The 22,613-nt window shown below is 62.8% G+C and carries 23 protein-coding genes; 11 read left to right on the plus strand and 12 right to left on the minus strand.

Features of this window, described 5'->3' with window-relative positions; genetic code table 11:
• Window positions 1-85: 85 nt before the first annotated feature.
• The 3 genes from ACNFIC_RS17795 to ACNFIC_RS17805 are packed head-to-tail and all read right to left on the minus strand — an operon-like array spanning window position 86 to window position 1,307.
• Entirely contained in the window at window positions 86-283 is a 198-nt protein-coding gene (locus tag ACNFIC_RS17795; protein WP_138221141.1) for an SEC-C metal-binding domain-containing protein, read from the minus strand.
• A 48-nt stretch (window positions 284-331) separates the two neighbouring features.
• Window positions 332-808, minus strand: a complete 477-nt coding sequence (locus ACNFIC_RS17800) for a YchJ family protein (RefSeq protein ID WP_416781530.1) — start codon at window positions 806-808, stop codon at window positions 332-334.
• Window positions 809-812: 4 nt separating this feature from the next.
• Window positions 813-1,307 (minus strand): DUF6231 family protein, encoded by a 495-nt coding sequence (locus ACNFIC_RS17805; RefSeq protein ID WP_138221143.1) that lies wholly within the window; start codon window positions 1,305-1,307, stop codon window positions 813-815.
• Between the two features lie 160 nt (window positions 1,308-1,467).
• Here ACNFIC_RS17805 and ACNFIC_RS17810 point away from each other — a divergent pair, with 160 nt between their 5' ends.
• From ACNFIC_RS17810 to ACNFIC_RS17825, 4 genes are all read left to right on the plus strand, one after another.
• Window positions 1,468-2,166 carry an OmpA family protein gene (locus ACNFIC_RS17810; RefSeq protein ID WP_138221144.1) on the plus strand — a complete coding sequence of 233 codons (699 nt, stop codon included), beginning with the start codon at window positions 1,468-1,470 and terminating at the stop codon, window positions 2,164-2,166.
• A gap of 90 nt (window positions 2,167-2,256) precedes the next feature.
• Window positions 2,257-2,979 carry an OmpA family protein gene (locus tag ACNFIC_RS17815; RefSeq protein WP_138221145.1) on the plus strand — a complete coding sequence of 241 codons (723 nt, stop codon included), beginning with the start codon at window positions 2,257-2,259 and terminating at the stop codon, window positions 2,977-2,979.
• Between the two features lie 102 nt (window positions 2,980-3,081).
• Window positions 3,082-3,357 carry a DUF1145 domain-containing protein gene (locus ACNFIC_RS17820; RefSeq protein ID WP_138221146.1) on the plus strand — a complete coding sequence of 92 codons (276 nt, stop codon included), beginning with the start codon at window positions 3,082-3,084 and terminating at the stop codon, window positions 3,355-3,357.
• Entirely contained in the window at window positions 3,350-4,108 is a 759-nt protein-coding gene (locus tag ACNFIC_RS17825) for a collagen-like protein (protein ID WP_416781531.1), read from the plus strand. Before ACNFIC_RS17820 ends, ACNFIC_RS17825 begins: the two co-directional genes overlap by 8 nt.
• 981 nt (window positions 4,109-5,089) lie before the next feature.
• On the opposite strand, the gene ACNFIC_RS17830 is transcribed toward ACNFIC_RS17825, so the two are convergent.
• Window positions 5,090-5,554 (minus strand): CopD family protein, encoded by a 465-nt coding sequence (locus ACNFIC_RS17830; protein ID WP_138221148.1) that lies wholly within the window; start codon window positions 5,552-5,554, stop codon window positions 5,090-5,092.
• 98 nt (window positions 5,555-5,652) lie between these two features.
• Here ACNFIC_RS17830 and dinG point away from each other — a divergent pair, with 98 nt between their 5' ends.
• The 5 genes from dinG to pdxH all read left to right on the plus strand — a co-directional run bounded on the left by dinG (window position 5,653) and on the right by pdxH (window position 13,127).
• The gene (dinG, locus tag ACNFIC_RS17835; RefSeq protein WP_138221149.1) at window positions 5,653-7,797 is read left to right on the plus strand and encodes an ATP-dependent DNA helicase DinG; all 2,145 of its coding nucleotides are present in this window, start codon (window positions 5,653-5,655) and stop codon (window positions 7,795-7,797) included.
• An 81-nt stretch (window positions 7,798-7,878) separates the two neighbouring features.
• Window positions 7,879-10,107 carry a beta-galactosidase gene (locus tag ACNFIC_RS17840; RefSeq protein WP_416781532.1) on the plus strand — a complete coding sequence of 743 codons (2,229 nt, stop codon included), beginning with the start codon at window positions 7,879-7,881 and terminating at the stop codon, window positions 10,105-10,107.
• Window positions 10,108-10,231: 124 nt separating this feature from the next.
• Window positions 10,232-11,377, plus strand: coding sequence for a serine hydrolase domain-containing protein (locus ACNFIC_RS17845; protein ID WP_416781533.1), 1,146 nt, complete (start codon window positions 10,232-10,234; stop codon window positions 11,375-11,377).
• A 99-nt stretch (window positions 11,378-11,476) separates the two neighbouring features.
• Window positions 11,477-12,460: an OmpA family protein gene (locus tag ACNFIC_RS17850; RefSeq protein ID WP_138221152.1), complete on the plus strand. Its 984-nt coding sequence runs from the start codon at window positions 11,477-11,479 to the stop codon at window positions 12,458-12,460.
• 19 nt (window positions 12,461-12,479) lie between these two features.
• Window positions 12,480-13,127 (plus strand): pyridoxamine 5'-phosphate oxidase, encoded by a 648-nt coding sequence (gene pdxH, locus ACNFIC_RS17855; RefSeq protein ID WP_138221153.1) that lies wholly within the window; start codon window positions 12,480-12,482, stop codon window positions 13,125-13,127.
• Window positions 13,128-13,156: 29 nt separating this feature from the next.
• On the opposite strand, the gene ACNFIC_RS17860 is transcribed toward pdxH, so the two are convergent.
• Window positions 13,157-13,387, minus strand: a complete 231-nt coding sequence (locus ACNFIC_RS17860; RefSeq protein WP_416781534.1) for a hypothetical protein — start codon at window positions 13,385-13,387, stop codon at window positions 13,157-13,159.
• A gap of 148 nt (window positions 13,388-13,535) precedes the next feature.
• Between ACNFIC_RS17860 and ACNFIC_RS17865 the strand changes: the two genes are divergently transcribed.
• Entirely contained in the window at window positions 13,536-14,000 is a 465-nt protein-coding gene (locus tag ACNFIC_RS17865; protein ID WP_138221155.1) for a glycine zipper 2TM domain-containing protein, read from the plus strand.
• A gap of 100 nt (window positions 14,001-14,100) precedes the next feature.
• Here the strand turns inward: ACNFIC_RS17865 and ACNFIC_RS17870 are convergent, their stop codons facing one another.
• The 7 genes from ACNFIC_RS17870 to ACNFIC_RS17900 all read right to left on the minus strand — a co-directional run bounded on the left by ACNFIC_RS17870 (window position 14,101) and on the right by ACNFIC_RS17900 (window position 21,674).
• On the minus strand, window positions 14,101-15,708 hold the full coding sequence (locus ACNFIC_RS17870) for an NAD(P)/FAD-dependent oxidoreductase (protein WP_416781535.1): 1,608 nt from the start codon (window positions 15,706-15,708) through the stop codon (window positions 14,101-14,103).
• Between the two features lie 103 nt (window positions 15,709-15,811).
• Entirely contained in the window at window positions 15,812-16,486 is a 675-nt protein-coding gene (locus ACNFIC_RS17875) for a COG3650 family protein (protein WP_416781536.1), read from the minus strand.
• Between the two features lie 194 nt (window positions 16,487-16,680).
• The gene (locus ACNFIC_RS17880) at window positions 16,681-17,382 is read right to left on the minus strand and encodes an ABC transporter ATP-binding protein (protein WP_416781537.1); all 702 of its coding nucleotides are present in this window, start codon (window positions 17,380-17,382) and stop codon (window positions 16,681-16,683) included.
• Window positions 17,383-18,150, minus strand: a complete 768-nt coding sequence (livG, locus tag ACNFIC_RS17885) for a high-affinity branched-chain amino acid ABC transporter ATP-binding protein LivG (protein WP_070094357.1) — start codon at window positions 18,148-18,150, stop codon at window positions 17,383-17,385. It abuts the gene before it with no gap.
• Window positions 18,147-19,403: a high-affinity branched-chain amino acid ABC transporter permease LivM gene (locus ACNFIC_RS17890; protein ID WP_138221159.1), complete on the minus strand. Its 1,257-nt coding sequence runs from the start codon at window positions 19,401-19,403 to the stop codon at window positions 18,147-18,149. Before ACNFIC_RS17890 ends, livG begins: the two co-directional genes overlap by 4 nt.
• Window positions 19,400-20,323, minus strand: coding sequence for a high-affinity branched-chain amino acid ABC transporter permease LivH (livH, locus tag ACNFIC_RS17895; protein WP_138221160.1), 924 nt, complete (start codon window positions 20,321-20,323; stop codon window positions 19,400-19,402). The genes ACNFIC_RS17890 and livH overlap by 4 nt, the downstream gene beginning before the upstream one ends.
• A 235-nt stretch (window positions 20,324-20,558) precedes the next feature.
• Window positions 20,559-21,674, minus strand: a complete 1,116-nt coding sequence (locus ACNFIC_RS17900) for a branched-chain amino acid ABC transporter substrate-binding protein (protein WP_138221161.1) — start codon at window positions 21,672-21,674, stop codon at window positions 20,559-20,561.
• 358 nt (window positions 21,675-22,032) lie between these two features.
• On the opposite strand from ACNFIC_RS17900, the gene ACNFIC_RS17905 reads away from it, so the two are divergent.
• A complete protein-coding gene (locus ACNFIC_RS17905; RefSeq protein WP_138221162.1) occupies window positions 22,033-22,338 on the plus strand; it encodes a DUF2288 domain-containing protein in 306 nt (101 codons plus the stop codon).
• Window positions 22,339-22,613: the final 275 nt, after the last annotated feature.

The raw sequence follows: 22,613 nt of genomic DNA on the forward strand, positions 1-22,613 counted from the left end.
GTGGTAGGGCAAGCTGCAAGTAAAAGCACGTGCGCTGGTGATTTGCTCTTGCTTGCAGCTTGTAGCTTGCCGCGAGTGGCTGCTGTTAAGCGCCGTGGCACTTCTTGAACTTCTTCTCGCTGCCGCAGGGGCACGGGTCGTTGCGACCAACGTCTTTCAGGGCGTTGCGCACAGGCTCCTGGTGACCGTGGTTGCAGTGCGGGCCGTGCACATGGCCGTGGTCGTGATGGTGGTCGTGATCGTGGTTGCAGTCGGGGCCATGGACGTGGGGTTGCTGGGTCATTGCGGGGTACTCCGGTTGAATATGGCGCGATTATCGCACCAGTGCGCCTCAGCCTGCGAGGTAGGCGGCACAGCACTTCTTGAATTTCTGTCCGCTGGCGCAGGGGCAAGGGTCGTTGCGTCCGGCTTTCAGGCCCACGGTGGGGTCGATAAAATACCAGCGCCCGGCGTGCTGGACGAACGCCGAGCGCTCACGCTGCTGGTGATCGCCTTCCAGGTCGTGCCAGCGTGCGGTAAAGGTGACGAAGGCGTGCTCGGGCTGCCCGCCAAGCACCTCGGCGCTCTCCACCTCCAGGCCCAGCCAGGTGCTCTGGGCGCTCCAGGCCGCCATGCCGGCGCGGTCCAGGCCCGCTTGCTGGGCCGGCAGGGTGGTGGCCACCAGGTAATCCACCAGCCCCAGCACGTAGGCGCTGTAGCGCGAACGCATCAATGCCTGCGCATCCGGTGCCGGGGTGCCGGCGTGATAATGCCCGCAGCAGGCGTCGAGCAGGTTGCCACTGCCACAGGGGCAGACTGAGACACTCATTGAATCACCACCAGTACTTGCCGAAGTTTTCAGGATTGGCCCAGAACTTGGCGTTGAGCCAATCCGGGACCTGTTTATAGTCATGCAGATCATAGGTAAACAGGCTCAGCACCTGGCCATCGCGTTCAAATTTTTCGCTGGCGACCAGTGCCAGGGAAAAGAAATCGGTGTCCTGCCAGCCGCAGGCGGGCAGGTCGGCCAGTACCGCTACACGGCTGGCATTTAGGTTGCGGATGCCGCCCAGCAGCTCCAAGCCGCCGCGCTTGGGCAGGTGTTCGAGGCAGTCCACCAGCAACGCTAGGTCGAAGCGCTGTGCGGCCAGTGGCGCCGGCAGCGGACCGGGCGCTGCTTGCTCGATGCGAGTGTCCGGGTGAGCCTGGGCGAACGCCTCCAGGGCCGGAAAACGGCTGCCCACCAGCAGCAGGTTGTGCGGGGCGAAGCGCTCGAGCAGGGCGGCTAGCGCCTGTTGCGGGGTGCGGGAAGAGAAAACGTCGGTCATTGCCAGTCCTCGTTCAGATCGGCCAAGACTAGCGGGCTTGGGCTTGCGGGCAAAGGGGCATGACGCCGTTGCGTGGCTGATTGCTGGCAATGCGCCAAACGGCGGTCTTTACTCCCAGAGCATCGGTTTTGCACCGATTCCCCCTAGGAGAAGCAACAAGATGAGCATAGTACGCACAGCGATACCCCTGGTTCTGCTCACCAGTGTGTTGACTGGTTGTGCAGGTTTGCAAAAAACCGACTGGCCGAAGTGTGCTGCCGTCGGGGGTGTAGGTGGCGCTGCCTTGGGCGCCATTGAAAGTTCTAGTTGGGCAGGTTGGGGCGCGTTGCTCGGTGGTGGTCTGGCGGCCGGCTATTGCTGGGCCCATGGCGATGGCGACGAGGACGGCGATGGTGTGCCGGACAGCCGCGACAAGTGCCCGGGCACCCCGCGTGGCGTGCAGGTGGACGCCAATGGCTGCCCTCCGGCACCACCACCTGTGACAGCGCCAGCGCCTGCGCCGGCACCGAAGGAAGAGGTCATCGTCATCCGTGATGTGCACTTCGAATTCGATTCCGCGCGTCTGACGCCTGCCGACAAGCAGCGCCTGAACACGATCGCCACACGCCTGAAACAAGAAACCAGCTCGGCTCGCCTGAGCGTCACCGGGCACACCGACAGCGTTGGTTCCGACCGTTATAACCAGAAACTCTCCGAGCGCCGTGCGCACTCGGTGACTGATTACCTGGTCGAGAACGGCGTTCCGCGCAGCAGCTTCGTCTCGGTGGTGGGCGCCGGTGAAACGCAGCCAGTTGCTGACAACGCCACTGCCGAAGGCCGTGCCATGAACCGTCGCACCGAGATCAAGATCCAGCGCTGACGGCCCCTGCGTGCGCGCCTTGTGAAGTGGCGCGGGCGCGTCTTTACTCCTGTGTGACCGGTAGCGGCCGGTGACACAGGAGCATTCACCATGAGTGTTTTGTCGAAGGCGGCACTGCCGCTGGTGATGGCCACCGGGCTGTTGGCCGGTTGTGCCACCCACAGCGATGGCAGCGCGCCTCTCAATCAAAGGACCTGGCCACTGTGCAGCCTGCTTGGTGGGCTGGTCGGCGGTGGCCTGGGGGCCATCGAGAGTTCCAGCTGGGCAGCCGGTGCTGGCGCAGCCGGGGCGATTGCTGGCGGCTTGATCTGCTACGCCCAGGATGGTGACGAGGATGGCGATGGCGTCTTCGATCGCCGCGACCGTTGCCCGGATACCCCGGCGGGCACCCAGGTTGACCACATGGGCTGCCCGTTGCCCCAATACCCGCCGTCACAGCCAAGGCCTGAGCCGGTCGCCGCAGCGCCCGAGGTGATCACCCTCGATGATCAGGGCCCGGTGTTGTTCGCCTTCAACTCGGCTGCACTCAGCGCCGACGCCCAGCAGCGTCTGCAAGCCTTGTTGCCCAAACTCAGCGACCCAAGCGTGCTCAGCGTCAAGGTGATCGGTCACACCGACAGCGTGGGTTCCGACAGCTACAACCAAGGCTTGTCCGAACGCCGTGCCAGTAGTGTCGCTGAGTACTTGATCAGTCAGGGACTGGTGCCGCAGAAGGTCACCAGCCAAGGCCATGGCGAGAGCGAACCAGTGGCCGACAACGACACCGACGAGGGCCGGGCGCGCAATCGTCGGGTAGAGCTGCACCTGAACTGAGCCACCACTGGCGTGCGCCCCGGCAAGCGGGGTACTGTTGCTGGCCGGGCCCGTGGCTACGGGCCTGGCCGACACAACCATAAAAATCCGTGGGGGCGGTTCATGAAGTTCATCCTGGGCTTGGGCAAAGCCCTGACCGTGGTGTTCTGGTGGGTGGTGCTGTTCAACGTGTTCATGCCGCAGCCACTGCCGATCAACCTGCTCATCAATGCTGCTGGCCTCGTGCTGCTGACGCTGCATGTGCTCGAAGTGCTGTGCTTCAACGGCAGCCTGCGCGGCCGTAGCCACCGTTGGTTCGACCGGTTGCAGATCCTGCTCACCGGGATCTTCCATGTCATGTCCATTCGCAAACCTGAAGAGGCGACCCGTCGTGCGTAAATTGATGTTGCTGGCCGCCCTGGCGGCGCCCCTGGCTCAGGCCGAGAATCTTGATGTCGCTGCCCACTCGATGTTGCGTCTGCCCAACAAAGCGGCCAGCGTGCACTTGGAGCACGTGCGGGTAGCGGATTCGGCAACCCTGCTGCTGCCGGCCACGCTGACTGAACTGAAGATCGACCGACTTGAGCTGGGCCGCGATGCGCGCATCGCCATCGCGCCTGCCGGGCAGGACCTGCGTATCGCGGCGGCCAGCGCTTATCTGGGTGAAGGTAGCGAGATCAGCGCGCCAGGTGCGTCGGGCACCTTCGAGCGGCCGGCGCGTCCTGGGCGCAACCTGGATCTGCGTTTTGATCGCCTGGACGCCAAGCGGCTGTCCATCGATGCGCGGGGTGGTGCCGGTGCACCGGGGTATGCGGGGCTCGACGGAGGAAATGGCAAGCCCGGAGGTTGTACCTGGGGGCAGGCCAGCCGTGGGGCCAATGGGGATAATGGCGGCAATGGGCATGATGGGGCGCCGGGTGGGCGGGTTCGCCTGGCCGTGCCTGAAGGGTTCGCTCAGGAGCGAATCGTGGTGCGGCTGGAGGGGGGCGCTGCGGGTAAGCCGGGGGCTGCCGGGAAGGCTGGCAAGGGCGGGGTCAGCAAGGGATGCCTGGTGTACCGAACCGATGCTGGGGCTAATGGGCGGCCTGGGGTGGAGGGAGCGGCTGGGTTGGCGGGTGCTTCGGGGGAGTTGATTTTGCAGAGGTTGTGAGGGTTTTTTAGTTGTTTTTTTTGGGGTTTGTATGCGCATTCATTTGTGAAGTTGACTTTGAGTCACCTTTCCGCCCTTACGGCGGGTCCCTTTTTGAAGCATCAAAAAGGAACCAAAAAATGCTCGCTCCATTCATTCGGCCCCTGCGCTTCGCTCCGGGGTTCCCTCGCTGCGGTGACTTGCGGGCCCGCGCGGCCTGCGACTTGCTACGCAAGTCTACATCTCGCGCCTTCGGCTGCGCCGAAGGGTGCTGCGCACCTTGGGCCCTCCAGTCACCTCCGCTCGGCCTACTGAAGTCGCGAAGTTAGGGGTGGCGCCTGTACTTGCGCAGCTAACCGCTAGTTGCAGTTGTGGGAACTCCGGATTACATGAATACGCCAAGCCTGAACCCAGCGCTGCACCTGTAGGAGCGGCCTTGTGCCGCGAACACCGGCACAGCCGGTGCCATCCACCGCGTTGCCTGCTTCGCGGGACAAGCCCGCTCTCATAGAAATACACATAACTTGTTGATTTAGAAGGAATCTGTGGGAGCGCTTGCGAAATCAGTTCTCTGCGCGACAGCGCAGCCCAAAGGGCTGGGTGATCTCCTACAGGATTGCGCAAAGCCTGAATTGCACAGAACTTCAGAACTTGCTCTTGCTTCTAAGCGCGCAATAGTCCAGGCGCCGCCAATTGCGACTTCAGGAGGCCGAGTGTAGGCGTCTGTAGGGCCAGGTGCGTAGCACCCTTCGGCGTAGCCGAAGGCGCGAGATGTAGACTTGCGCAGCAAGTCGGAGGCCGCGCGGGCCCGAAAGGCGCCGAAGCGAGGGAACCCCTGCGCATAGCGCAGGGGCCGGATGATGGAGCGGGACGGCTTTGGTTACTTTGGCCACGACCAAAGTAACCCGCCGTAAGGGCGGAAAGGTGCCTAAAAGTCGACATCGCCAACGAATGCGCACACATCTCCAAAAACAAACACCCTGGCCATCGAGCCCAAACGAATCAAATCAAAACCCGCGAACTCGCCACAACCACCACCCCAACCCCAATCAGCAAGTTAGCGCCGACCATCCGTCGAATCCGCCCCAACACCCCAGCGCCCGCCGCCCAATCCTCAGCCTGCACTGCCGCCCGCAACTCCGGCAGCAATAGTGATTGAACCCGCATGAACAAGGCGAACATGACGATCCCTGCGCCGATCATCACCTGCACATAGCGCGGCGCCGTCTCGAACCCGGCGAAGCGCAGGTGGATCATGCCCACCCCGCTGACAGCCAGAATCGCCACCGCCAGCCAGACCCATCCGAAGAAGCGTCGGAAAACTTCCACCCACAAGCGCAGCCGAGCCGGCCCTTCCAGCGTTGTAGCCGTTGCCGGGCGCAGCACCAGCCAGGCGAAGAACATCCCGCCGACCCAGACCAGGGCAGCCAGGACATGCAGTGTGTAGGGCAGGGCAAAGGCGAGCATGCGGATCTCCATGCGGCATAAAGGTCAATAGCGGGGTATGATAGCCGGCCCATGCGAAACACTGAAAATATATCCAGCCCTCCGGGCGCCCGCAGACCATGATCAGCAACGAACTCAAAGCCACCATCCAGGGCGCCTATTCGCGTTTCCTCGAAGCCAAAAGCCTCAAGCCACGCTATGGCCAGCGCCTGATGATCGCCGAAGTCGCCAAGGTACTTGGCGACATCGCCTGTGACGACGAAGGTCGCCGTGCCGGCGAGCCAGCGGTGGTCGCGGTCGAGGCCGGCACTGGTACCGGCAAGACGGTCGCCTACAGCCTGGCTGCGATTCCGGCAGCCAAGGCGGCCGGCAAGCGCCTGGTGATCGCCACCGCGACCGTCGCGCTGCAGGAGCAGATCGTGTTCAAGGACCTGCCCGACCTGATGCGCAACAGCGGGCTGAATTTCAGTTTCGCCCTGGCCAAGGGCCGTGGCCGCTACCTGTGCCTGTCCAAGCTCGACATCCTGCTGCAAGAGGGCCACGCCCAGTCGGCCACCGCCCAGTTGTTCGAGGAAGAAGGCTTTCGCATCGAGGTCGACGAGCGCAGCCAGAAGCTGTTCAACAGCATGATCGAGAAGCTCGCCGGCAATCGTTGGGACGGCGACCGCGACAGCTGGTCGGAAACCATCGAGGACCAGGACTGGGCGCGCCTGACCACCGACCACGGCCAGTGCACCGGCCGGCACTGCCCCAACTTTCAGCAGTGCGTTTTCTATAAGGCCCGTGAAGGCATGGGCAAGGTCGATGTGATCGTCACCAACCATGACATGGTCCTGGCCGACCTCGCCCTGGGCGGTGGCGCGGTGCTGCCCGACCCGCGCGACACGATGTACGTGTTCGACGAAGGCCACCACCTGCCTGACAAGGCCATCGGTCATTTCGCCCATTATTCGCGTCTGCGTTCCACCGCCGAATGGCTGGAGCAGACGGCCAAGAACCTCACCAAGCTGCTGGCCCAGCATCCGTTGCCGGGCGATCTGGGGCGCTATATCGAGCAAGTCCCCGAGCTGGCGCGGGAAGTGCGAACCCAGCAGCAGTTCATGTTCACCCTCTGCGAGCAGGTGGCGGACTTCCGTACTGGCGAGGACGTCGAGGGCCGTGATCGCCCGCGGTATCGTTTCGAGGGCGGCGTGGTCCCCGAGCAAATTCGCGAGGTGGGCATCGAGCTGAAAAAAGGCTTTGCTCGCCTCAATGACCTGTTTACCCGCCTGGCCGACCTGCTCAAGGAAGGCATGGACGGTGAGAACAGCATCGGCATCGCCAGTCACCAGGCCGAGGAGTGGTACCCGCTGTTCGGCAGCCTGGTGACGCGCGCCCAGGGCAACTGGGAGTTGTGGACCGCTTTCACCGCCGAAGACCCTGAGGACAGCCCGCCCATGGCCCGGTGGCTGACGCTGGCCGAAAGTGGCGCGTTGTTCGATATCGAGGTCAATGCCAGCCCTATCCTGGCCGCTGAGATGCTGCGCAAGAGCCTGTGGAATGTCGCCCACGGCGCCTTGGTGACCTCTGCGACGCTGACCGCACTGGGCAAGTTCGATCGTTTTCGCATGCGTTCGGGCCTGCCGCGCGATGCCGTGCAGTGCGTGGTGCCGAGCCCGTTCGTGCATGGCGATGCCGGCCTGTTGCGAGTGCCAGACCTGGGTGCCGATCCACGGGACGCCACGGCGCATACGGCGGCGATCATCCGCGAGCTGCCAGCTATCGTCGAAGAAGCTCGTGGCGCGTTGGTGCTGTTTTCGTCGCGCAAGCAGATGCAGGACGTGTTCGATGGCCTGGACCGCGACTGGCGCAAGCTGGTGCTGATCCAGGGCAACCTGTCCAAGCAGGAGACGCTCAACAAACACAAGGCGCGGGTCGACGATGGCCAGCACAGCGTACTGTTCGGCCTGGCCAGCTTCGCCGAAGGTGTCGACCTGCCCGGTGCCTACTGCGAGCATGTGGTGATCGCCAAGATACCGTTCTCGGTGCCGGATGATCCGGTCGAGGCGGCGTTGTCCGAATGGATCGAGGCGCGCGGCGGTAACCCGTTCATGGAAATTGCCGTGCCCGACGCCTCGTTGAAGTTGATCCAGGCCTGCGGGCGGCTGCTGCGAACCGAGCAGGATCGCGGGGTGATCACCTTGCTCGACCGGCGTCTGGTCACCCAACGCTATGGCAAGGCTATCCTCAACGCACTGCCGCCGTTCCGGCGCGAAATCGGCTGACCCCCGGAGCACGATGCTCCGGTCCGTTGTTCATCACGCTGTCGCGAACCCGTGAGGGTTCAGAAGGAGATCGACCGCCCCATGATCCGTCGCACCTTGCCCGCCATGCTCACCCTGTTGTTCAGCGCGCCATTGCTCGCTGGGCAACAGACCCTGTTCAGTTTCGTGCGTCCGGCTTCGGTGGTGAACGTGATCACCCAGGATGCCGGGATGCCGCAGTACAATGCGGAGCAGACCGCTGAGGGCGAAGTGTTGCGGCGCGTGGTGTTCAACCCGGCGGCCCAGCCGACACTTCGCTTGGCCCCGCAAGCGGGAGTCTGGGACTGGTCTGCTGGGCGTTTTCTCACGCTGCGCCTGCAAAGCGCCATGGATTGGGCGTTGACGGTGGACGTGCAGGTCACCGACAGCGACGGGCGGAGCCTGAACAGCCGAATCGACTTGCCGGCCGGGCCTGCACAAACCGTCATGATCCCACTCACCGCCCGCTCGCCGCTCAGCCAGGGTATGCGCGCCGGCCCACCGATGCCGTGGAGTTTCGAGGGACAACGCCTGCTGCTGACTAGCAGCAATGGCGCGTTGGACCTTAAGCAGGTGGCTTCTGTCAGCCTCAGCATTCCCAACCCCAAGGTGGCCCAGAGCCTGCTGATCGAGCGGGTCGGCCTGCAGGATGACGAGCAGGCCTACCAAGCGGCCTATCATGAGCTGATCGACAGCTATGGCCAGTCCACCCGGGGGCAGTGGCCGGAAAAGATCACCAGCGAAGACCTGCTCAAGGCTGCCGACAACCGCGAGCAAGCGCAGCTCAAGACCTGGCTGGCCGAACGCGACAAGCTTGGCTTGGACCCGTACGGCGGCGTCCGAGCCGGGCCAGCCTTCGAAGCCAAGGGCTTTTTCCGCACCGAAAAACGCGACGGGCGCTGGTATCTGGTCACGCCCGACGGCCATCCGTTCTATTCGCTGGGCGTCAATGCTGTGGCAGTCGACGGTGGGCGTACTTATGTCGAAGGCCGTGAAGGCATGTTCAGGGACTTGCCCGCTGAGGGTGAGCCACTGGCTGCATTTTATGGGCAGGGCAACAACGATGATGGCAACGCGTCGTCTGACGGCCGGCATTTCAAGCAGGGGCGCTGGTTCGACTTCTATGCGGCCAACCTGCAACGTACCTACGGCAAGGCGTGCCAGACTGGGCCGCAGGAACCGGCCTGCGCGCCATTCGCTTTTGATGCGCCGCGCTGGCAGGCGCACACCCTCGATCGGCTGCAAGCCTGGGGCTTCAACACCCTTGGCAACTGGAGCGACCCTGAGCTGGAACAGGCCAAGCGCATGCCCTACACCTTGCCGCTGTCGATCGTCGGTGACTACGCCAGCATCAGCACCGGCATGGACTGGTGGGGGCGCATGCCCGATCCGTTCGATCCGCGTTTTGCCATGGCCACCGAGCGCGCCGTCGCCATCGCGGCGCGCGACCATCGCGATGACCCCTGGCTGATCGGCTATTTCGCCGACAATGAACTGGCTTGGGCTGCGCCGGGCGATGACCCCAAGGCCCGCTATGGCCTGGCCTACGGCACCTTGCGCCTGACCACCGACGTGCCCGCCAAGCGTGCTTTCCTCAAGCAACTGCGCGACAAGTACCGCAATCAGGAAGGGCTCTCGAAGGCCTGGGGCATCGAGCTAAGCGCCTGGGAACTGATGGAAGACCCAGGCTTCGAGGCGCCGTTGCCCAACCCTGAGCACCCGGAGATCGAACGCGATTACCAGTACTTCCAGCAGGTGTTCGCCCAGACCTATTTCAAGACCATCTCCGATGCCCTGAAGTGGCATGCACCGAACCACCTGTTGCTGGGGGGGCGCTATGCGGTCAGTACGCCGGAAGCGGTGAAGGCCTGTAGCGAGTTCTGTGACGTGCTGAGTTTCAACTTCTATACGCTCAAGCCAGAGGATGGCTACGACTTCGCCCGCCTGGCCGAGTTGGACAAGCCAGTGTTGGTCTCGGAGTTTCAGTTCGGTTCGCGCGATCGTGGCCCGTTCTGGCCAGGGCCTGTGGAAGTGGCCAGGGAGGAGGACCGGGGGCCGGCCTATGCGGCGTTCCTCAAGGCAGCTCTGGCCCAGCCTATGATCGTCGGGGTGCATTGGTTCCAGTACCTCGACCAGCCCGCCAGTGGCCGCCTGCTCGATGGCGAGAATGGCCACCTTGGGCTGGTGGCCATTACCGATGTGGCGTATCCGGGGTTTGTCGAATCGGTGCGCAGGAGCAACCTGCAAGCCGTTGGTCAGGTGCGCGCCGTATTGGAGAAACCCGCGCAGTGAGTGCCTTGCGCTTCAACCAAAGCGGGGTTTACTGGCGCCCATCACGCGACATCCAGTAGGCAAATCGCTTAACTACTGAAACAATGCACGCCTTTGCCAGCCAGGTCGTTCGGAGAGGTAGCGGGTGCAGATCCAGGGTCACTATGAGCTGAAGTTCGAGGCGGTGCGCGATGCCTTCGCCGCGTTGTTCGAAGATCCCCAGGAGCGTGGTGCTGCGCTGTGCATCCAGGTCGGCGGCCAGACCGTGGTTGACCTCTGGGCCGGCAGCGCTGACAAGGACGGCCGTGAGGCCTGGCACAGCGATACCATCGCCAACCTGTTCTCATGTACCAAGACCTTCACTGCTGTCACTGCCCTGCAACTGGTGGGCGAGGGCAAGCTGGCGCTCGATGCTCCGGTGGCCCGCTATTGGCCGGAGTTCGCCCAGGCCGGTAAGGAAGCCATCACCCTGCGCCAGTTGCTCAGCCACCGTGCCGGCCTGCCGGCCATCCGCCAGTTGCTGCCGGCAGACATGCTCTACGACTGGCAGGCCATGGTCGACGCCTTGGCCGCCGAGACGCCCTGGTGGGAGCCTGGCACCGCACATGGCTACGCCGCAATCACCTATGGCTGGCTGATCGGTGAGTTGATCCGCCGTGCCGATGGCCGTGGCCCTGGCGATTCGATCGTGGCACGGACCGCCAGGCCACTGGGCCTGGACTTCCATGTTGGCCTTGCCGACGATGAGTTCCATCGTGTGGCGCATATCGCGCGCGGCAAGGGCAATCCCGGTGATGCGGCCGCTCAGCGCCTGTTGCAGGTGACCTTGCGTGAACCCGAGGCACTCTCGACGCGTGCCTTCACCAACCCGCCAGCCATCCTGACTAGCACCAACAAGCCGCAGTGGCGGCGCATGCAGCAGCCGGCGGCCAACGGCCATGGCAATGCGCGCAGCCTGGCCGGCTTCTATGCCGGCCTGCTCGACGGCAGCCTGCTTGAGTCCGAATTGCTCGATGAACTGACCCGCGAACACAGCCTTGGTGATGATCGTACCCTGCTCACCCAGACGCGCTTCGGCCTGGGCTGCATGCTTGACCAACCGCACGTGGCCAACGCCACCTTCGGTCTCGGCGCGCGTGCCTTCGGTCACCCTGGCGCGGGGGGCTCGGTGGGCTTCGCCGACCCCGAATACGACGTGGCCTTTGGCTTTGTCACCAATACCCTGGGGCCCTACGTGCTGATGGATCCGCGTGCCCAGCAGCTGGTACGGGTTCTGGGTGAGTGCCTTTGATCGGGTAACGCGGGTATTGCCCGGTCCCATTGACTATCCTCAATGCCGACGCCTGATACGTGTGGGCAAAATCTCTTTCTATTTCATGGTGTATCGCTGATGTCTTCACACAAAACCTTAGCACTCGCCCTGTGCCTGGCCATGACCGGCTGCGCCAGCCACTCGCAGGATGCCTCCAAAGACGAGGGCTTGAGCTGGTGGCCCTTTGGTTCGGACAAGGTCGCCGACAAGGAAGTGAAGCAAGCCGTTACCGAGAACGTCGCCAAGGCCGATGCCAAGTCCGAGAGCGGTAGCCGCTGGTGGTGGCCGTTCGGCGGGGACGACAGCAAGCCGCAGGCCGCTGCCGTGCCGAAGATCGACCAGAAAGCCACCCAGGCCTGGCTCGATCAGTACGAACCCAAGGTGCGCGAAGCCATTAAGGGCAGCAAGTTCGAGCTGGAGCGCCGTGAAGACGTGCTCGCGGTGACCATCCCGGTGGACGGTTCGTACAACCCGGACCGTCCGAACATGTTGCTGCCGGTGACCCTTGGCCCGATCACCCAGGTGGCCAAGGCCATCGAGTCCGACAGCAAGACTGCGATCCTGATCCTCGGCCACGGCGACAGCACCGGCGCCACCGCTGCCAATCAGAAACTCAGCCTTGAACGCGCCGCCTCGGTGTCGGCGATCTTCCGCCTGAGCGGCCTGCAACGCGACCGCTTGATGCTCAAGGGCATGGGTTCGGTGATGCCGCGTGCGGCCAACGACAGCGCTGCTGGGCGTGCCTTGAACCGCCGCGTGGAACTGCTGCTGACCCCGCAGAACACCATGGTCGCGCTGCTGGCCAAGTACCAGCAACCAAACCTGAGCCCTGCGCCAACCTCGCTGGTGGCGAGTCAGGAAGCCAAGGCTCCTGCCGTGGCGGCTGCCAAACCTGCTGCAAAACCTGTCGCCAAGGCGGCCGCGAAGAAACCCGTGGCCAAAGCCAAGGCGCCGGTCAAAGCCACTGCCGCCAAGAAGAAAGCCGCGCCTGCCAAGCCTGCGGCGAAGACCGCCAGCACTGACAAGAAAGTCGCTGCCAACAGCCCTGCGAAGACCAACTGATCGTCAAGGAAACGCAGCCATGACCCAATCCCTGGCCGATATGCGCCGCGACTACACCCGTGATGGCTTGGCCGAAGCCCAGGCCCCGGGTGAGCCGTTCGCACTCTTTCACCAATGGTTCGCCGATGCGGTGAACACTGAGCAGTTGCCGGTGGAAGCTAACGCTATGACCCTGGCCACCGTCGATGCCGACGGCCGCCCGCATTGCCGCGTGCTGCTACTCAAGGCCCTCGATGCGCACGGGTTCACGTTCTTCACCAACTACGAAAGCGCCAAGGGCCAGCACCTTGCGGCGAACCCTTTTGCCGCCATGACTTTTTTCTGGCCGGCGCTGGAGCGTCAGGTGCGCATCGAGGGGCGGGTGGAGAAAGTCTCGGCCAAGGAATCGGACGACTACTACCAGGTGCGTCCGTTGGGCAGTCGCCTGGGAGCCTGGGCCTCGCCGCAGAGCCGGGTGATTGCCGACCGCACCGAGCTTGAAGACATGGTGAAGGCCACTCAAGCGCGCTTTAGTGACACCCAGCCGCATTGCCCCGAGCACTGGGGCGGTTACCGCTTGCTGCCAGAACGCATCGAGTTCTGGCAGGGACGTGCCAGTCGTCTGCATGACCGGCTCAACTACCGTCTGGTAGATGGACAGTGGGTACGCGAGCGCCTGGCGCCTTGAAATCCACGGGGCTGCGTCGCAGCCCCTGATCATCCCGTCCGCTGGTCCTCGCGCTCAAGCCAGGCCGCCAAGGCCTTGCGATTGACCTTTTCGCGGCGTGCCTGTTCCAACAATTCAAGCATCCGCGCCTGCTTGAGCGGATCGTCTCCGGCTAGCGACAAGGCCAGGTCACGGTCCATCCAGCGGCGCATGCGCAGGTACAGCCAGCCATGGAAGTACAGGCCGGCAACCGTGATGACGACGACGATGAAGTAATCCATGGCTATCCTTGGTCCAACGTGAAATGCCCGTGCTACAGCCGTTGCTGGCTGTCGTGAAGCTGAATGAGAACAAATAAACAACATTTGCGTCGTGACACTCGTCATGACGAAGCGTCTAATACTCACCTGTCTTATGGAGATTGTCCTCATGCGTAAATCCGTTTTGCTGGTGGCGAGCTTCACCACCCTGTCGTTGCTGCTGGGCGGCTGCCAGTCGTCGCTGACCGGCGACAGCTACTCCCGTGACGAGGCCCGCCGCGTGCAAACCGTGCGCATGGGCACCATTGAATCCCTGCGTCCAGTCAAGATCGAAGGCACCAAGACCCCGATCGGCGGCGGTGCCGGCGCCATCGTTGGTGGCGTGGCGGGTTCTGCCGTCGGGGGTGGCCGTGGCAGCATCGTCGCTGCGGTGATCGGTGCCGTAGCGGGTGGCCTGGCGGGTTCCGCCGCCGAAGAGGGCCTGACCCGTACCCAAGGTGTGGAGATCACCGTGCGTGAAGACGACGGTAGCATGCGTGCCTACGTGCAGCAGGTGCAGCAGAACGAAATCTTCCGCGTCGGCGAGCGCGTGCGCATCATGACTGTCGATGGCACCAGCCGCGTCAGCCACTGATCGCGATAAAAGAAAAAACCCGAATGGGCTTAGCCTGTTCGGGGTTTTTCTTTGCCTGCTCTAGCGCATTCGCAGGTCAACCCGCGAATGCACTGGCGCTTTAGAAGCCGAGGATGTCCCGCGCCACTGCTTCGGCAATGCGGATGCCGTCCACACCTGCCGACAGGATGCCGCCCGCGTAGCCTGCACCTTCGCCGGCTGGGAACAGGCCCTTGAGGTTAAGGCTCTGGAAGTCGGCGCCGCGGGTGATGCGCAGCGGTGAAGAGGTGCGTGTCTCGATGCCCGTCAGCACCGCGTCGTGCAGGTTGTAGCCCTTGATCTGGCGGTCGAAGGCCGGCAGGGCTTCGCGGATGGCTTCGATGGCGAAGGCCGGCAGGCTCGGAGCCAGGTCGCAGAGGGTGACGCCCGGCTTGTACGACGGCTCGACGCTACCCAGGGCAGTAGACGGGCGGCCTGCGACGAAGTCGCCGACCAGCTGTGCCGGTGCCTGGTAGTTACTGCCACCCATCACGTAGGCGTGGGCTTCCAGACGTTCCTGTAGTTCGATCCCGGCCAACGGGCTACCTGGGTAGTCGCGCTCAGGGTCGATGCCCACGACGATGCCAGAGTTGGCGTTGCGCTCGTTACGCGAGTACTGGCTCATGCCGTTGGTGACCACACGACCCGGTTCGCTGGTGGCGGCTACCACGGTGCCACCTGGGCACATGCAGAAGCTGTAGACCGAACGGCCGTTCTTGGCGTGGTGTACCAGCTTGTAGTCGGCAGCACCGAGTTTCGGGTGCCCGGCATACTTGCCCAGACGAGCTTTGTCGATCAGCGACTGCGGGTGCTCGATACGGAAGCCCACCGAGAACGGCTTGGCCTCCATGAACACGCCCTTGGCATGCAGCATGCGGAAGGTGTCGCGGGCACTGTGCCCCAGCGCCAGCACCACATGGCGCGATTGCAGTTGCTCGCCGCTGTGCAACACCACGCCGGTCAGCTGTTCGCCATCGGTGAGCAGGTCGGTGACCTTCTGTTCGAAGCGCACTTCGCCGCCCAGATTGATGATCTCTTCGCGCATTTTCTCGACCATGCTGGTCAGGCGGAAAGTGCCGATGTGCGGTTTGTTGATGTACAGGATTTCTTCCGGTGCACCGGCTTTGACGAACTCTTCCAGCACCTTGCGACCGTGGTGCTGTGGGTCCTTGATCTGGCTGTACAGCTTGCCGTCGGAGAAGGTCCCGGCGCCGCCTTCACCGAATTGCACGTTGGACTCGGGGTTGAGCACGCTCTTGCGCCACAGCCCCCAGGTATCCTTGGTGCGCTGACGCACTTCCTTGCCGCGCTCCAGGACGATGGGCTTGAAGCCCATTTGCGCCAGCAGCAGGGCTGCGAAGATACCGCAGGGGCCGAAACCGACCACCAGTGGGCGCTCCTGCAGGTCGCCCGGCGCCTGGCCCACGAATTTGTAGCTGACATCCGGCGCCACGCCGACCTTGGGGTCGTCGGCGAAGGTTTTCAGCAGTTCGGCTTCGTTGCTGGTTTCGAGGTCGATGGTGTAGATGAACAGCATCTCGCTGTTCTTCTTGCGCGCATCGTAGCTGCGCTTGAACAGGGTGAAACCGAGCAGTTGCTCATCCGCGATGCCCAGGCGCTGGACGATGGCGGCGCGCAGCGCGTCGTCGGAGTGGTCCAGGGGCAGCTTCAGTTCGGTGATTCGTAGCATGGCAGGGTCCAGTATCCCGGCCATGGGCGGCCGGCGGCTTTACACAAACCGCCAAGTATAAGCTGTTAGCCGCCCTGACTGGCAGGATAAAAGTGCCTGGCGATCAGAGGTCGCGGGCACCGCCGTAGTAAGCGCAGCCTTGCAGGGTCTTGCCGTCGATGCGCAGCTCGGCCTTGAGGTGGCGGATGGCGCCGGTGACGGGCTCGACACAGCGTTGCGGGGCGACCCACAGTTCGACGCGCTGGCCATTGGCCTCGCTGGACAGGCTGAGGCCGCCGCCGGGCATTTCTTCTTCCAGATACGGCAGTGGCAGAGGCGCCTGGCCTTCGCGGTTGATCACCATGCCCTTGCCGCTGGCCTTGACATCCCAGACAGGCTGTTGGCCGCCTGCACGCAGGGTCAGTTGCTTGAAGTTGGGGTCTTCACAGCCGCGCGCGCCGTGTTCCAGGCGGTACACACGGGTCACGTCGATCTGCCCATCGCTGCCGGCCTGCTTGCTTGCAGCCAGGCGTCCGCGCAGGTCGGCGAACAGTTTGTCCTTGGCATCCTTGGCCAGGTTGGAGGCCTCTTGCAGGATGGCCGTGCCACCGGCGTCGTTTATCACGAACTGGCGGGCTTCGTTGCACGGCTTGAACAGCAGGTGGCCGCCACCGGCGCTCAGTTCGCCCTGCATGCGCGTGGTGCCGAGGTTCGGATCGACGGGCTTTTCGGCCAGCATCTGGCAACCGGCGAACAGCGGCAGCATCGAGGCGAGCAGCAGGGAAGGGGTGAGGCGCATGGGGCGGGCTCCGGGAATCTTCGCGAAAGAGCTGGCCACGTTACGCAGGGTGCGTCGGGATCTCAAGCACCAGGGCGATTTGCGTGTGCTTGTTCGCGGGTAAACTCGCTCCCACAGGTACCGCGCCAGCCTGAGCTTGGGCGCACACCGCTGATCAGCAGGCAAGACAAAGGGCCCGAAGGCCCTTTGTTGATTCAACCCCCGAGGTACGCGTCGCGCACCTTCGGGTCGGTCAGCAGGGCTTCACCGGTGCCCTGCATCACCACCTTGCCGTTCTCCAGCACATAGGCGCGGTCGGCGATCTTCAGGGCCTGGTTGGCGTTCTGCTCCACCAGGAACACCGTCACGCCATCGCGGCGCAGCTGTTCGATGATGTCGAAGATCTGCTGGATGATGATCGGCGCCAGGCCCAGCGATGGCTCGTCGAGCAGCAGCAGCTTGGGCTTGCTCATCAAGGCCCGGCCAATCGCCAGCATCTGTTGCTCGCCGCCGGACATGGTGCCGCCACGCTGCAGGTAACGTTCCTTCAGGCGTGGGAACAGTTCCAGGACCTTGTCCAGTTGTTCCTGGAAGTCACCCTTGTCGGTGAAGAACCCACCCATGGCCAGGTTTTCCTCGACGGTCAGGCGCGCGAACACACGGCGACCTTCGGGCACAACCGCGATGCTCTTGCGCATGATGTGCGAGGACGGTTGGCCGACCAGTTCCTCGCCCAGGTACTTGATGCTGCCGTTGTGGGCCTGTGGCGAGCCGCAGAGGGTCATCAGCAGGGTCGACTTGCCGGCACCGTTGGCGCCGATCAGTGTGACGATCTCGCCTTGATTGATCTCCACGTTGACGCTGTGCAGCGCCTGGATCTTGCCGTAGAAGGTGGAAACGTTCTCGAACTTCAGCATTTACGCCTCCCCCAGGTAGGCCTTGATCACATCAGGGTTGCCGCGAATTTCTTCCGGCGTGCCGTCGGCCAGGGGCGTGCCCTGGTTGATCACTACGATGTGGTCGGAAATGCTCATCACCAGCTTCATGTCGTGCTCGATCAGCAGCACGGTCACGTTATGCGACTCACGTAGGTAGCCAATGAGGGCCTTGAGGTCTTCGGTTTCCTTGGGGTTCAATCCGGCTGCCGGTTCGTCGAGCATGATGATGCGTGGCTGGGTCATCATGCAGCGGGCGATTTCCAGGCGACGCTGCTGGCCGTAGGCCAGGGTCCCGGCGGTGCGGTTGGCGAACTCGGTCAGGTTGACCTTCTCGAGCCAGTATTGCGCACGCTCCATGGCCTCCTTTTCGCTGCGGCGGAACGACGGGGTCTTGAACAGGCCGGCGAAGAAGTTGGTGTTGAGGTGGCGGTGTTGGGCGATCAGCAGGTTTTCCAGCGCGGTCATTTCCTTGAACAGGCGCACGTTCTGGAAAGTCCGCACCACGCCCTTGCGGGCGATCTGATGGCCAGCCAGGCCCTGGATGGGCTGGCCGTCGAGCAGGATGGTGCCGCCGCTGGGCTTGTAGAAGCCGGTGAGGCAGTTGAATACGGTGGTCTTGCCAGCGCCGTTCGGGCCGATCAGGGCTACCACCTGTTTCTCTTTTACGGTCAGGCCCACGCCGTTGACCGCCAACAAGCCGCCGAAGCGCATGCTCAGGCCGCTGACTTGCAGAATTTCGCGGCTCATCGACGCAGCTCCAAATGTGGACGTTGCATAGGCAGCAGGCCCTGCGGACGCCAGATCATCATCAACACCATCAGCGCACCGAACATCAGCATCCGGTATTCGCTGAACTCACGCATCATCTCTGGCAGCAGGATCATCACGATGGCCGCCAGAATCACGCCCAGCTGCGAGCCCATGCCGCCCAGTACGACGATGGCGAGGATGATCGCCGATTCGATGAAGGTGAACGACTCAGGTGTCACCAGCCCTTGGCGGGCGGCGAAGAAGCTACCGGCGAAACCGGCGAAGCAGGCACCCAGGGTGAACGCCGAAAGCTTGATCACGGTGGGGTTCAGGCCCAACGCACGGCAGGCGATTTCGTCTTCACGCAGCGCTTCCCAGGCACGCCCGATGGGCATGCGCAGCAGGCGGTTGATCACGAACAGTGCCAACAGGGCCAGCAGCAGCGCGACCAGGTAGAGGAAGATCACCTTGTTGATCGAGTTGTATTCCAGCCCGAAGAACTCATGGAAGGTCTGCATGCCCTCGGCGGCGCGACGTTCGAAGGTCAAACCGAAGAAGGTGGGCTTCTCGATGTTGCTGATGCCGTTGGGGCCGCCGGTCCAGTCGGTGAGGTTACGCAGGAACAGGCGAATGATCTCGCCGAAGCCCAGCGTCACGATCGCCAGGTAGTCGCCACGCAGGCGCAGTACCGGGAAACCGAGCAGGAAGCCGAAGGTAGCAGCCATCAGACCTGCGATCGGTAGGCACACCCAGAAGCTCCAGCCCAGGTAGTGCGAGAGCATCGCATAGCTGTAGGCGCCGACCGCGTAGAAGCCGACGTAGCCCAGGTCCAGCAGGCCGGCCAGGCCGACCACGATGTTCAGACCAAGGCCCAGCAGTACGTAGATCAGGATCAGTGTGGCGATGTCCACCGCCCCGCGCGAGCCGAAGAACGGCCAGATCAAGGCGACCACGATCAGGCCCATGATGATCCAACGCTGGGTTTTCGGCAGGGTGAGGAAGTTGCTGACGGCCGGTGAGATCAGCTTGCGATCCGAGCGGCGGCCCATCACTGCGCTCCACTGCTTGTCGAACAGCACGCGCAGGAACATCAGCACCGAGCACACGCTGATGATGGTCAGGTTGAACGAACCCTGGCTGTGCACCACCAGGCTGATGCCGTCGATGCTCAGTTTCAGGCCCAGTACCGGGAAGGCCACGGCCCAGACCAGCAAGGCGCTGAAGAACGCCTGTTTGAGATTTTTGTTCATACTTTTTCAACCTCCGGGCGGCCCAGGATGCCGGTCGGCCGGAACAGCAGGACAAGTACCAAAAGACCGAATGCCACCACGTCCTTGTATTGGTCGCCGAAGATGTCGGCGCCGAACGCTTCGGCCACCCCCAGCACCAGGCCGCCGAGCATGGCGCCCGGGATACTGCCGATGCCGCCCAGTACCGCCGCAGTGAAGGCTTTGAGTCCCACCAGGAAGCCGGCGTTGGGGTTGATCACCCCGTACTGCATGCTCAGCAGCACGGCCGCCACCGCCGCGAGGGCGGCACCGATGACGAAGGTCAGGGCGATGATGTTGTTGGTGTTGATGCCCAGCAGGTTGGCCATCTTGATGTCCTCGGCACAGGCGCGGCAGGCGCGGCCCAGGCGGGAACGGGAGATGAACAGTGTCAGGCAGGTCATGGCGATCAAGGTCACCACGAACACCAGGATCTGCATGTACGAAACCAGCACTTCCTCGGCGCCGCCGGGGCCGAACGAGAAACTGCCAGGGATCAGGTTGGGAATCGACTTGTCTTTGGAGTCCTGCGAGAGCAGCACGGTGTTCTGCAGGAAGATCGACATGCCGATGGCCGAGATCAGTGGGATCAGCCGGTTGCTGTTGCGCAGCGGCCGGTAGGCGACCCGTTCGATGCTGTAGCCGTAGGCACTGGTGACGCAGATGGTGGCGACGAAGGCCACGGTCATGAGGATCGGCAGTGAATGGATGCCCATCATGGCAAGGCCGGCGAGGGCGATGAAGGCCACGTAGCTACCGATCATGTACACCTCGCCGTGGGCGAAGTTGATCATGCCGATGATGCCGTACACCATCGTGTAACCGATGGCGATCAGCGCGTAGGTACTGCCGATGGTCAATCCGTTAACCAGTTGTTGTAGGAAATGGTAGATCTCAGGCATTACAGCGCTCCTAAAAACCTGATTTGCATTTCGCTGGAGGGGGGTGACCCCGGCCCAGGTTCTCGTGGTCTACGCCACGTGATGTGTGTGGGCACTGCCAGGAAACCGCGGGTGACGGTTTTAAGATTTTCAGGTGGGCGGGCTCCCGGATCACGGGAATCAGGCCCATAGAACCTCGTAAAACAAAGCCCACTGCTCGCACAGTGGGCTTCTCGGTCAGCTATTAGTCACGCAGTTACTGAGGGGAGACTTCGGTCTTCGGCTTGCCGAAGTGCCATTCGTAGACCACGAACTTGAAGTCTTTCAGGTCGCCTTTTTCGTCGTACGACAGGTTGCCGGTGGGGGTCTTGAAGGTACCGGCGTGGATGGCGGCTGCCACCTTGTCGGTATCTTCGGACTTGGCCGCCTTGATGCCTTCGGCGATCAGTTCCACAGCCGAGTAGGCCGGGAACACGAACGGACCGCTCGGGTCTTTGCCGTCGGCCTTGATGGCGTCGACGATGGCCTTGTTCTCAGGATCCTGGTCGAACGATTTCGGCAGGGTCACCAGCAGGCCTTCGGAGGCGCCTTGGGCGATCTGCGAGATGGAGTCGTTACCCACGCCTTCCGGGCCCATGAACTTGGCTTTCAGGCCCTTTTCCTGTGCCTGGCGCAGGATCAGACCCAGCTCTGGGTGGTAGCCACCGTAGTAGACGAAGTCGACGTTGTTCTGCTTGAGCTTCTGGATGATCGAGGAGAAGTCCTTGTCACCGGCGTTCAGGCCTTCGAAGACGGCGACCTTGGTGCCTTTCTTCTCGAGGGTTTGCTTGACCGCGGTCGCGATACCTTCACCGTACTGTTGTTTATCATGCAGTACTGCGACGACCTTCGGCTTGACGTGGTCGGCGATGTAGTTGCCAGCGGCCGGGCCTTGGGCGCTGTCCAGGCCGATGGTGCGGAAGATCAGCTTGTAGCCACGGGCGGTGATTTCCGGCGAGGTAGCGGCCGGGGTGATCATGATCACGCCTTCGTCTTCGTAGATGTCGGACGCCGGCTGGGTGGAGCTGGAGCACAGGTGGCCGATGACGAACTTGACGCCGTCGTTGACCACTTTGTTGGCGACTGCAACGGCCTGTTTAGGATCGCACGCGTCGTCGTATTCCTTGGCTTCGAGCATCTTGCCATCGACGCCGCCCTTGGCGTTGATGTCCTTGATGGCCTGTTTGGCGCCGATGAACTGCATGTCGCCGTACTGGGTGACAGGGCCGGTCTTGGGACCGGCGATACCGATCTTGATGGTGTCGGCGGCAAACGAATGGCTGGCAACCCCGGCCAGGACCATCGCGGCGAACAGCTTGGAAATCTTGATCATAGTGCTCCACTCATTCTGTTGTAATTCTTATAGTCCTGGCGGCCAGGGCTACAGACCGGGCGGGTTCACGGTTGGCCACGCCGAACCGCAACCCCACCTTCCCCGGAATCGTGTCCCGGAACTGTACCGGTACAGTGTAGAGCGCCGTTGGATCGCTTGAAAAGCGGGCGAAAAGCGTCTGTTTCCAGGGGTGTCGCTTGATCGACATAAAGATATAGAAAAGCGCCATCACTTTGCCGGTATCTATGGCCCGCCCCCATGAGTTCGGGCCTGATCGACCAAATTACGTATTTGAAACCGGGTTTTTCTGCAAAAATGCCGACCTTTTTTGTTGGCCGATCTTTGTGCAGGTGAACCCATGACTGATCAAACAAGCACCCTCTATGCCAAATTGCTCGGTGAGACCGCCGTCATCGAGTGGAAAGCCCTGGAGCGTTTCTGGGCCAAGGGTGACCTGATTTGGGTCGACCCCGCTCTCGACCTGATCGCCGTTGCCGAGGCGATGGCAGAGAATCGTAGCGATATCTTCGCCAAGTGGCGCAGTGATGGCAGTGTCGGCGCGGTTACCGCCGAACAAGCGCGCGACCTGCAAACCCGCGATCCAGAGATCTGGGCGGTGGTGGTCTCGCCGTTCATCGTGATCCAGGTGAAGAAAGCGGAATAAGTCTGCGCGTTTTTGGTGCGTGAAAATACGCAGCGGCATTACGATGGTGCGTATTGAAGCTCACGTAAGGTGGAAGTTGGTAACAATGCCGGTGTGATTCGGCGTGGCGGTAACAGTTTACGGGATGCGTAACTGAGGCGGCTGCGCTTGCCCTGTCGCCGTCGCCTGTAGGAGTTCACCCAGCCCTGCCGGGCTGCGCTGTCGTGCAGAGAACTGATTTCGCAAGCGCGCCGCGTACCCTGTGGGAGCGGGCTTGCCCGCGAAGCAGGCGACTC

This window comes from Pseudomonas sp. NY15463 (genome assembly GCF_048068415.1).
GTDB classification, from domain to species: Bacteria; Pseudomonadota; Gammaproteobacteria; order Pseudomonadales; family Pseudomonadaceae; genus Aquipseudomonas; species Aquipseudomonas mosselii_C.

Excerpts from the sequence above, each read along its gene's own strand:
- ACNFIC_RS17795 (WP_138221141.1), bottom strand. The coding sequence starts at position 283 with ATGACCCAGCAACCCCACGTCCATGGCCCCGACTGCAACCACGATCAC.
- ACNFIC_RS17800 (WP_416781530.1), bottom strand. The coding sequence starts at position 808 with ATGAGTGTCTCAGTCTGCCCCTGTGGCAGTGGCAACCTGCTCGACGCC.
- ACNFIC_RS17805 (WP_138221143.1), bottom strand. The coding sequence starts at position 1,307 with ATGACCGACGTTTTCTCTTCCCGCACCCCGCAACAGGCGCTAGCCGCC.
- ACNFIC_RS17810 (WP_138221144.1), top strand. The coding sequence starts at position 1,468 with ATGAGCATAGTACGCACAGCGATACCCCTGGTTCTGCTCACCAGTGTG.
- ACNFIC_RS17815 (WP_138221145.1), top strand. The coding sequence starts at position 2,257 with ATGAGTGTTTTGTCGAAGGCGGCACTGCCGCTGGTGATGGCCACCGGG.
- ACNFIC_RS17820 (WP_138221146.1), top strand. The coding sequence starts at position 3,082 with ATGAAGTTCATCCTGGGCTTGGGCAAAGCCCTGACCGTGGTGTTCTGG.
- ACNFIC_RS17830 (WP_138221148.1), bottom strand. The coding sequence starts at position 5,554 with ATGCTCGCCTTTGCCCTGCCCTACACACTGCATGTCCTGGCTGCCCTG.
- dinG (WP_138221149.1), top strand. The coding sequence starts at position 5,653 with ATGATCAGCAACGAACTCAAAGCCACCATCCAGGGCGCCTATTCGCGT.
- ACNFIC_RS17840 (WP_416781532.1), top strand. The coding sequence starts at position 7,879 with ATGATCCGTCGCACCTTGCCCGCCATGCTCACCCTGTTGTTCAGCGCG.
- ACNFIC_RS17850 (WP_138221152.1), top strand. The coding sequence starts at position 11,477 with ATGTCTTCACACAAAACCTTAGCACTCGCCCTGTGCCTGGCCATGACC.
- pdxH (WP_138221153.1), top strand. The coding sequence starts at position 12,480 with ATGACCCAATCCCTGGCCGATATGCGCCGCGACTACACCCGTGATGGC.
- ACNFIC_RS17860 (WP_416781534.1), bottom strand. The coding sequence starts at position 13,387 with ATGGATTACTTCATCGTCGTCGTCATCACGGTTGCCGGCCTGTACTTC.
- ACNFIC_RS17865 (WP_138221155.1), top strand. The coding sequence starts at position 13,536 with ATGCGTAAATCCGTTTTGCTGGTGGCGAGCTTCACCACCCTGTCGTTG.
- ACNFIC_RS17870 (WP_416781535.1), bottom strand. The coding sequence starts at position 15,708 with ATGCTACGAATCACCGAACTGAAGCTGCCCCTGGACCACTCCGACGAC.
- ACNFIC_RS17875 (WP_416781536.1), bottom strand. The coding sequence starts at position 16,486 with ATGCGCCTCACCCCTTCCCTGCTGCTCGCCTCGATGCTGCCGCTGTTC.
- ACNFIC_RS17880 (WP_416781537.1), bottom strand. The coding sequence starts at position 17,382 with ATGCTGAAGTTCGAGAACGTTTCCACCTTCTACGGCAAGATCCAGGCG.
- livG (WP_070094357.1), bottom strand. The coding sequence starts at position 18,150 with ATGAGCCGCGAAATTCTGCAAGTCAGCGGCCTGAGCATGCGCTTCGGC.
- ACNFIC_RS17890 (WP_138221159.1), bottom strand. The coding sequence starts at position 19,403 with ATGAACAAAAATCTCAAACAGGCGTTCTTCAGCGCCTTGCTGGTCTGG.
- livH (WP_138221160.1), bottom strand. The coding sequence starts at position 20,323 with ATGCCTGAGATCTACCATTTCCTACAACAACTGGTTAACGGATTGACC.
- ACNFIC_RS17900 (WP_138221161.1), bottom strand. The coding sequence starts at position 21,674 with ATGATCAAGATTTCCAAGCTGTTCGCCGCGATGGTCCTGGCCGGGGTT.
- ACNFIC_RS17905 (WP_138221162.1), top strand. The coding sequence starts at position 22,033 with ATGACTGATCAAACAAGCACCCTCTATGCCAAATTGCTCGGTGAGACC.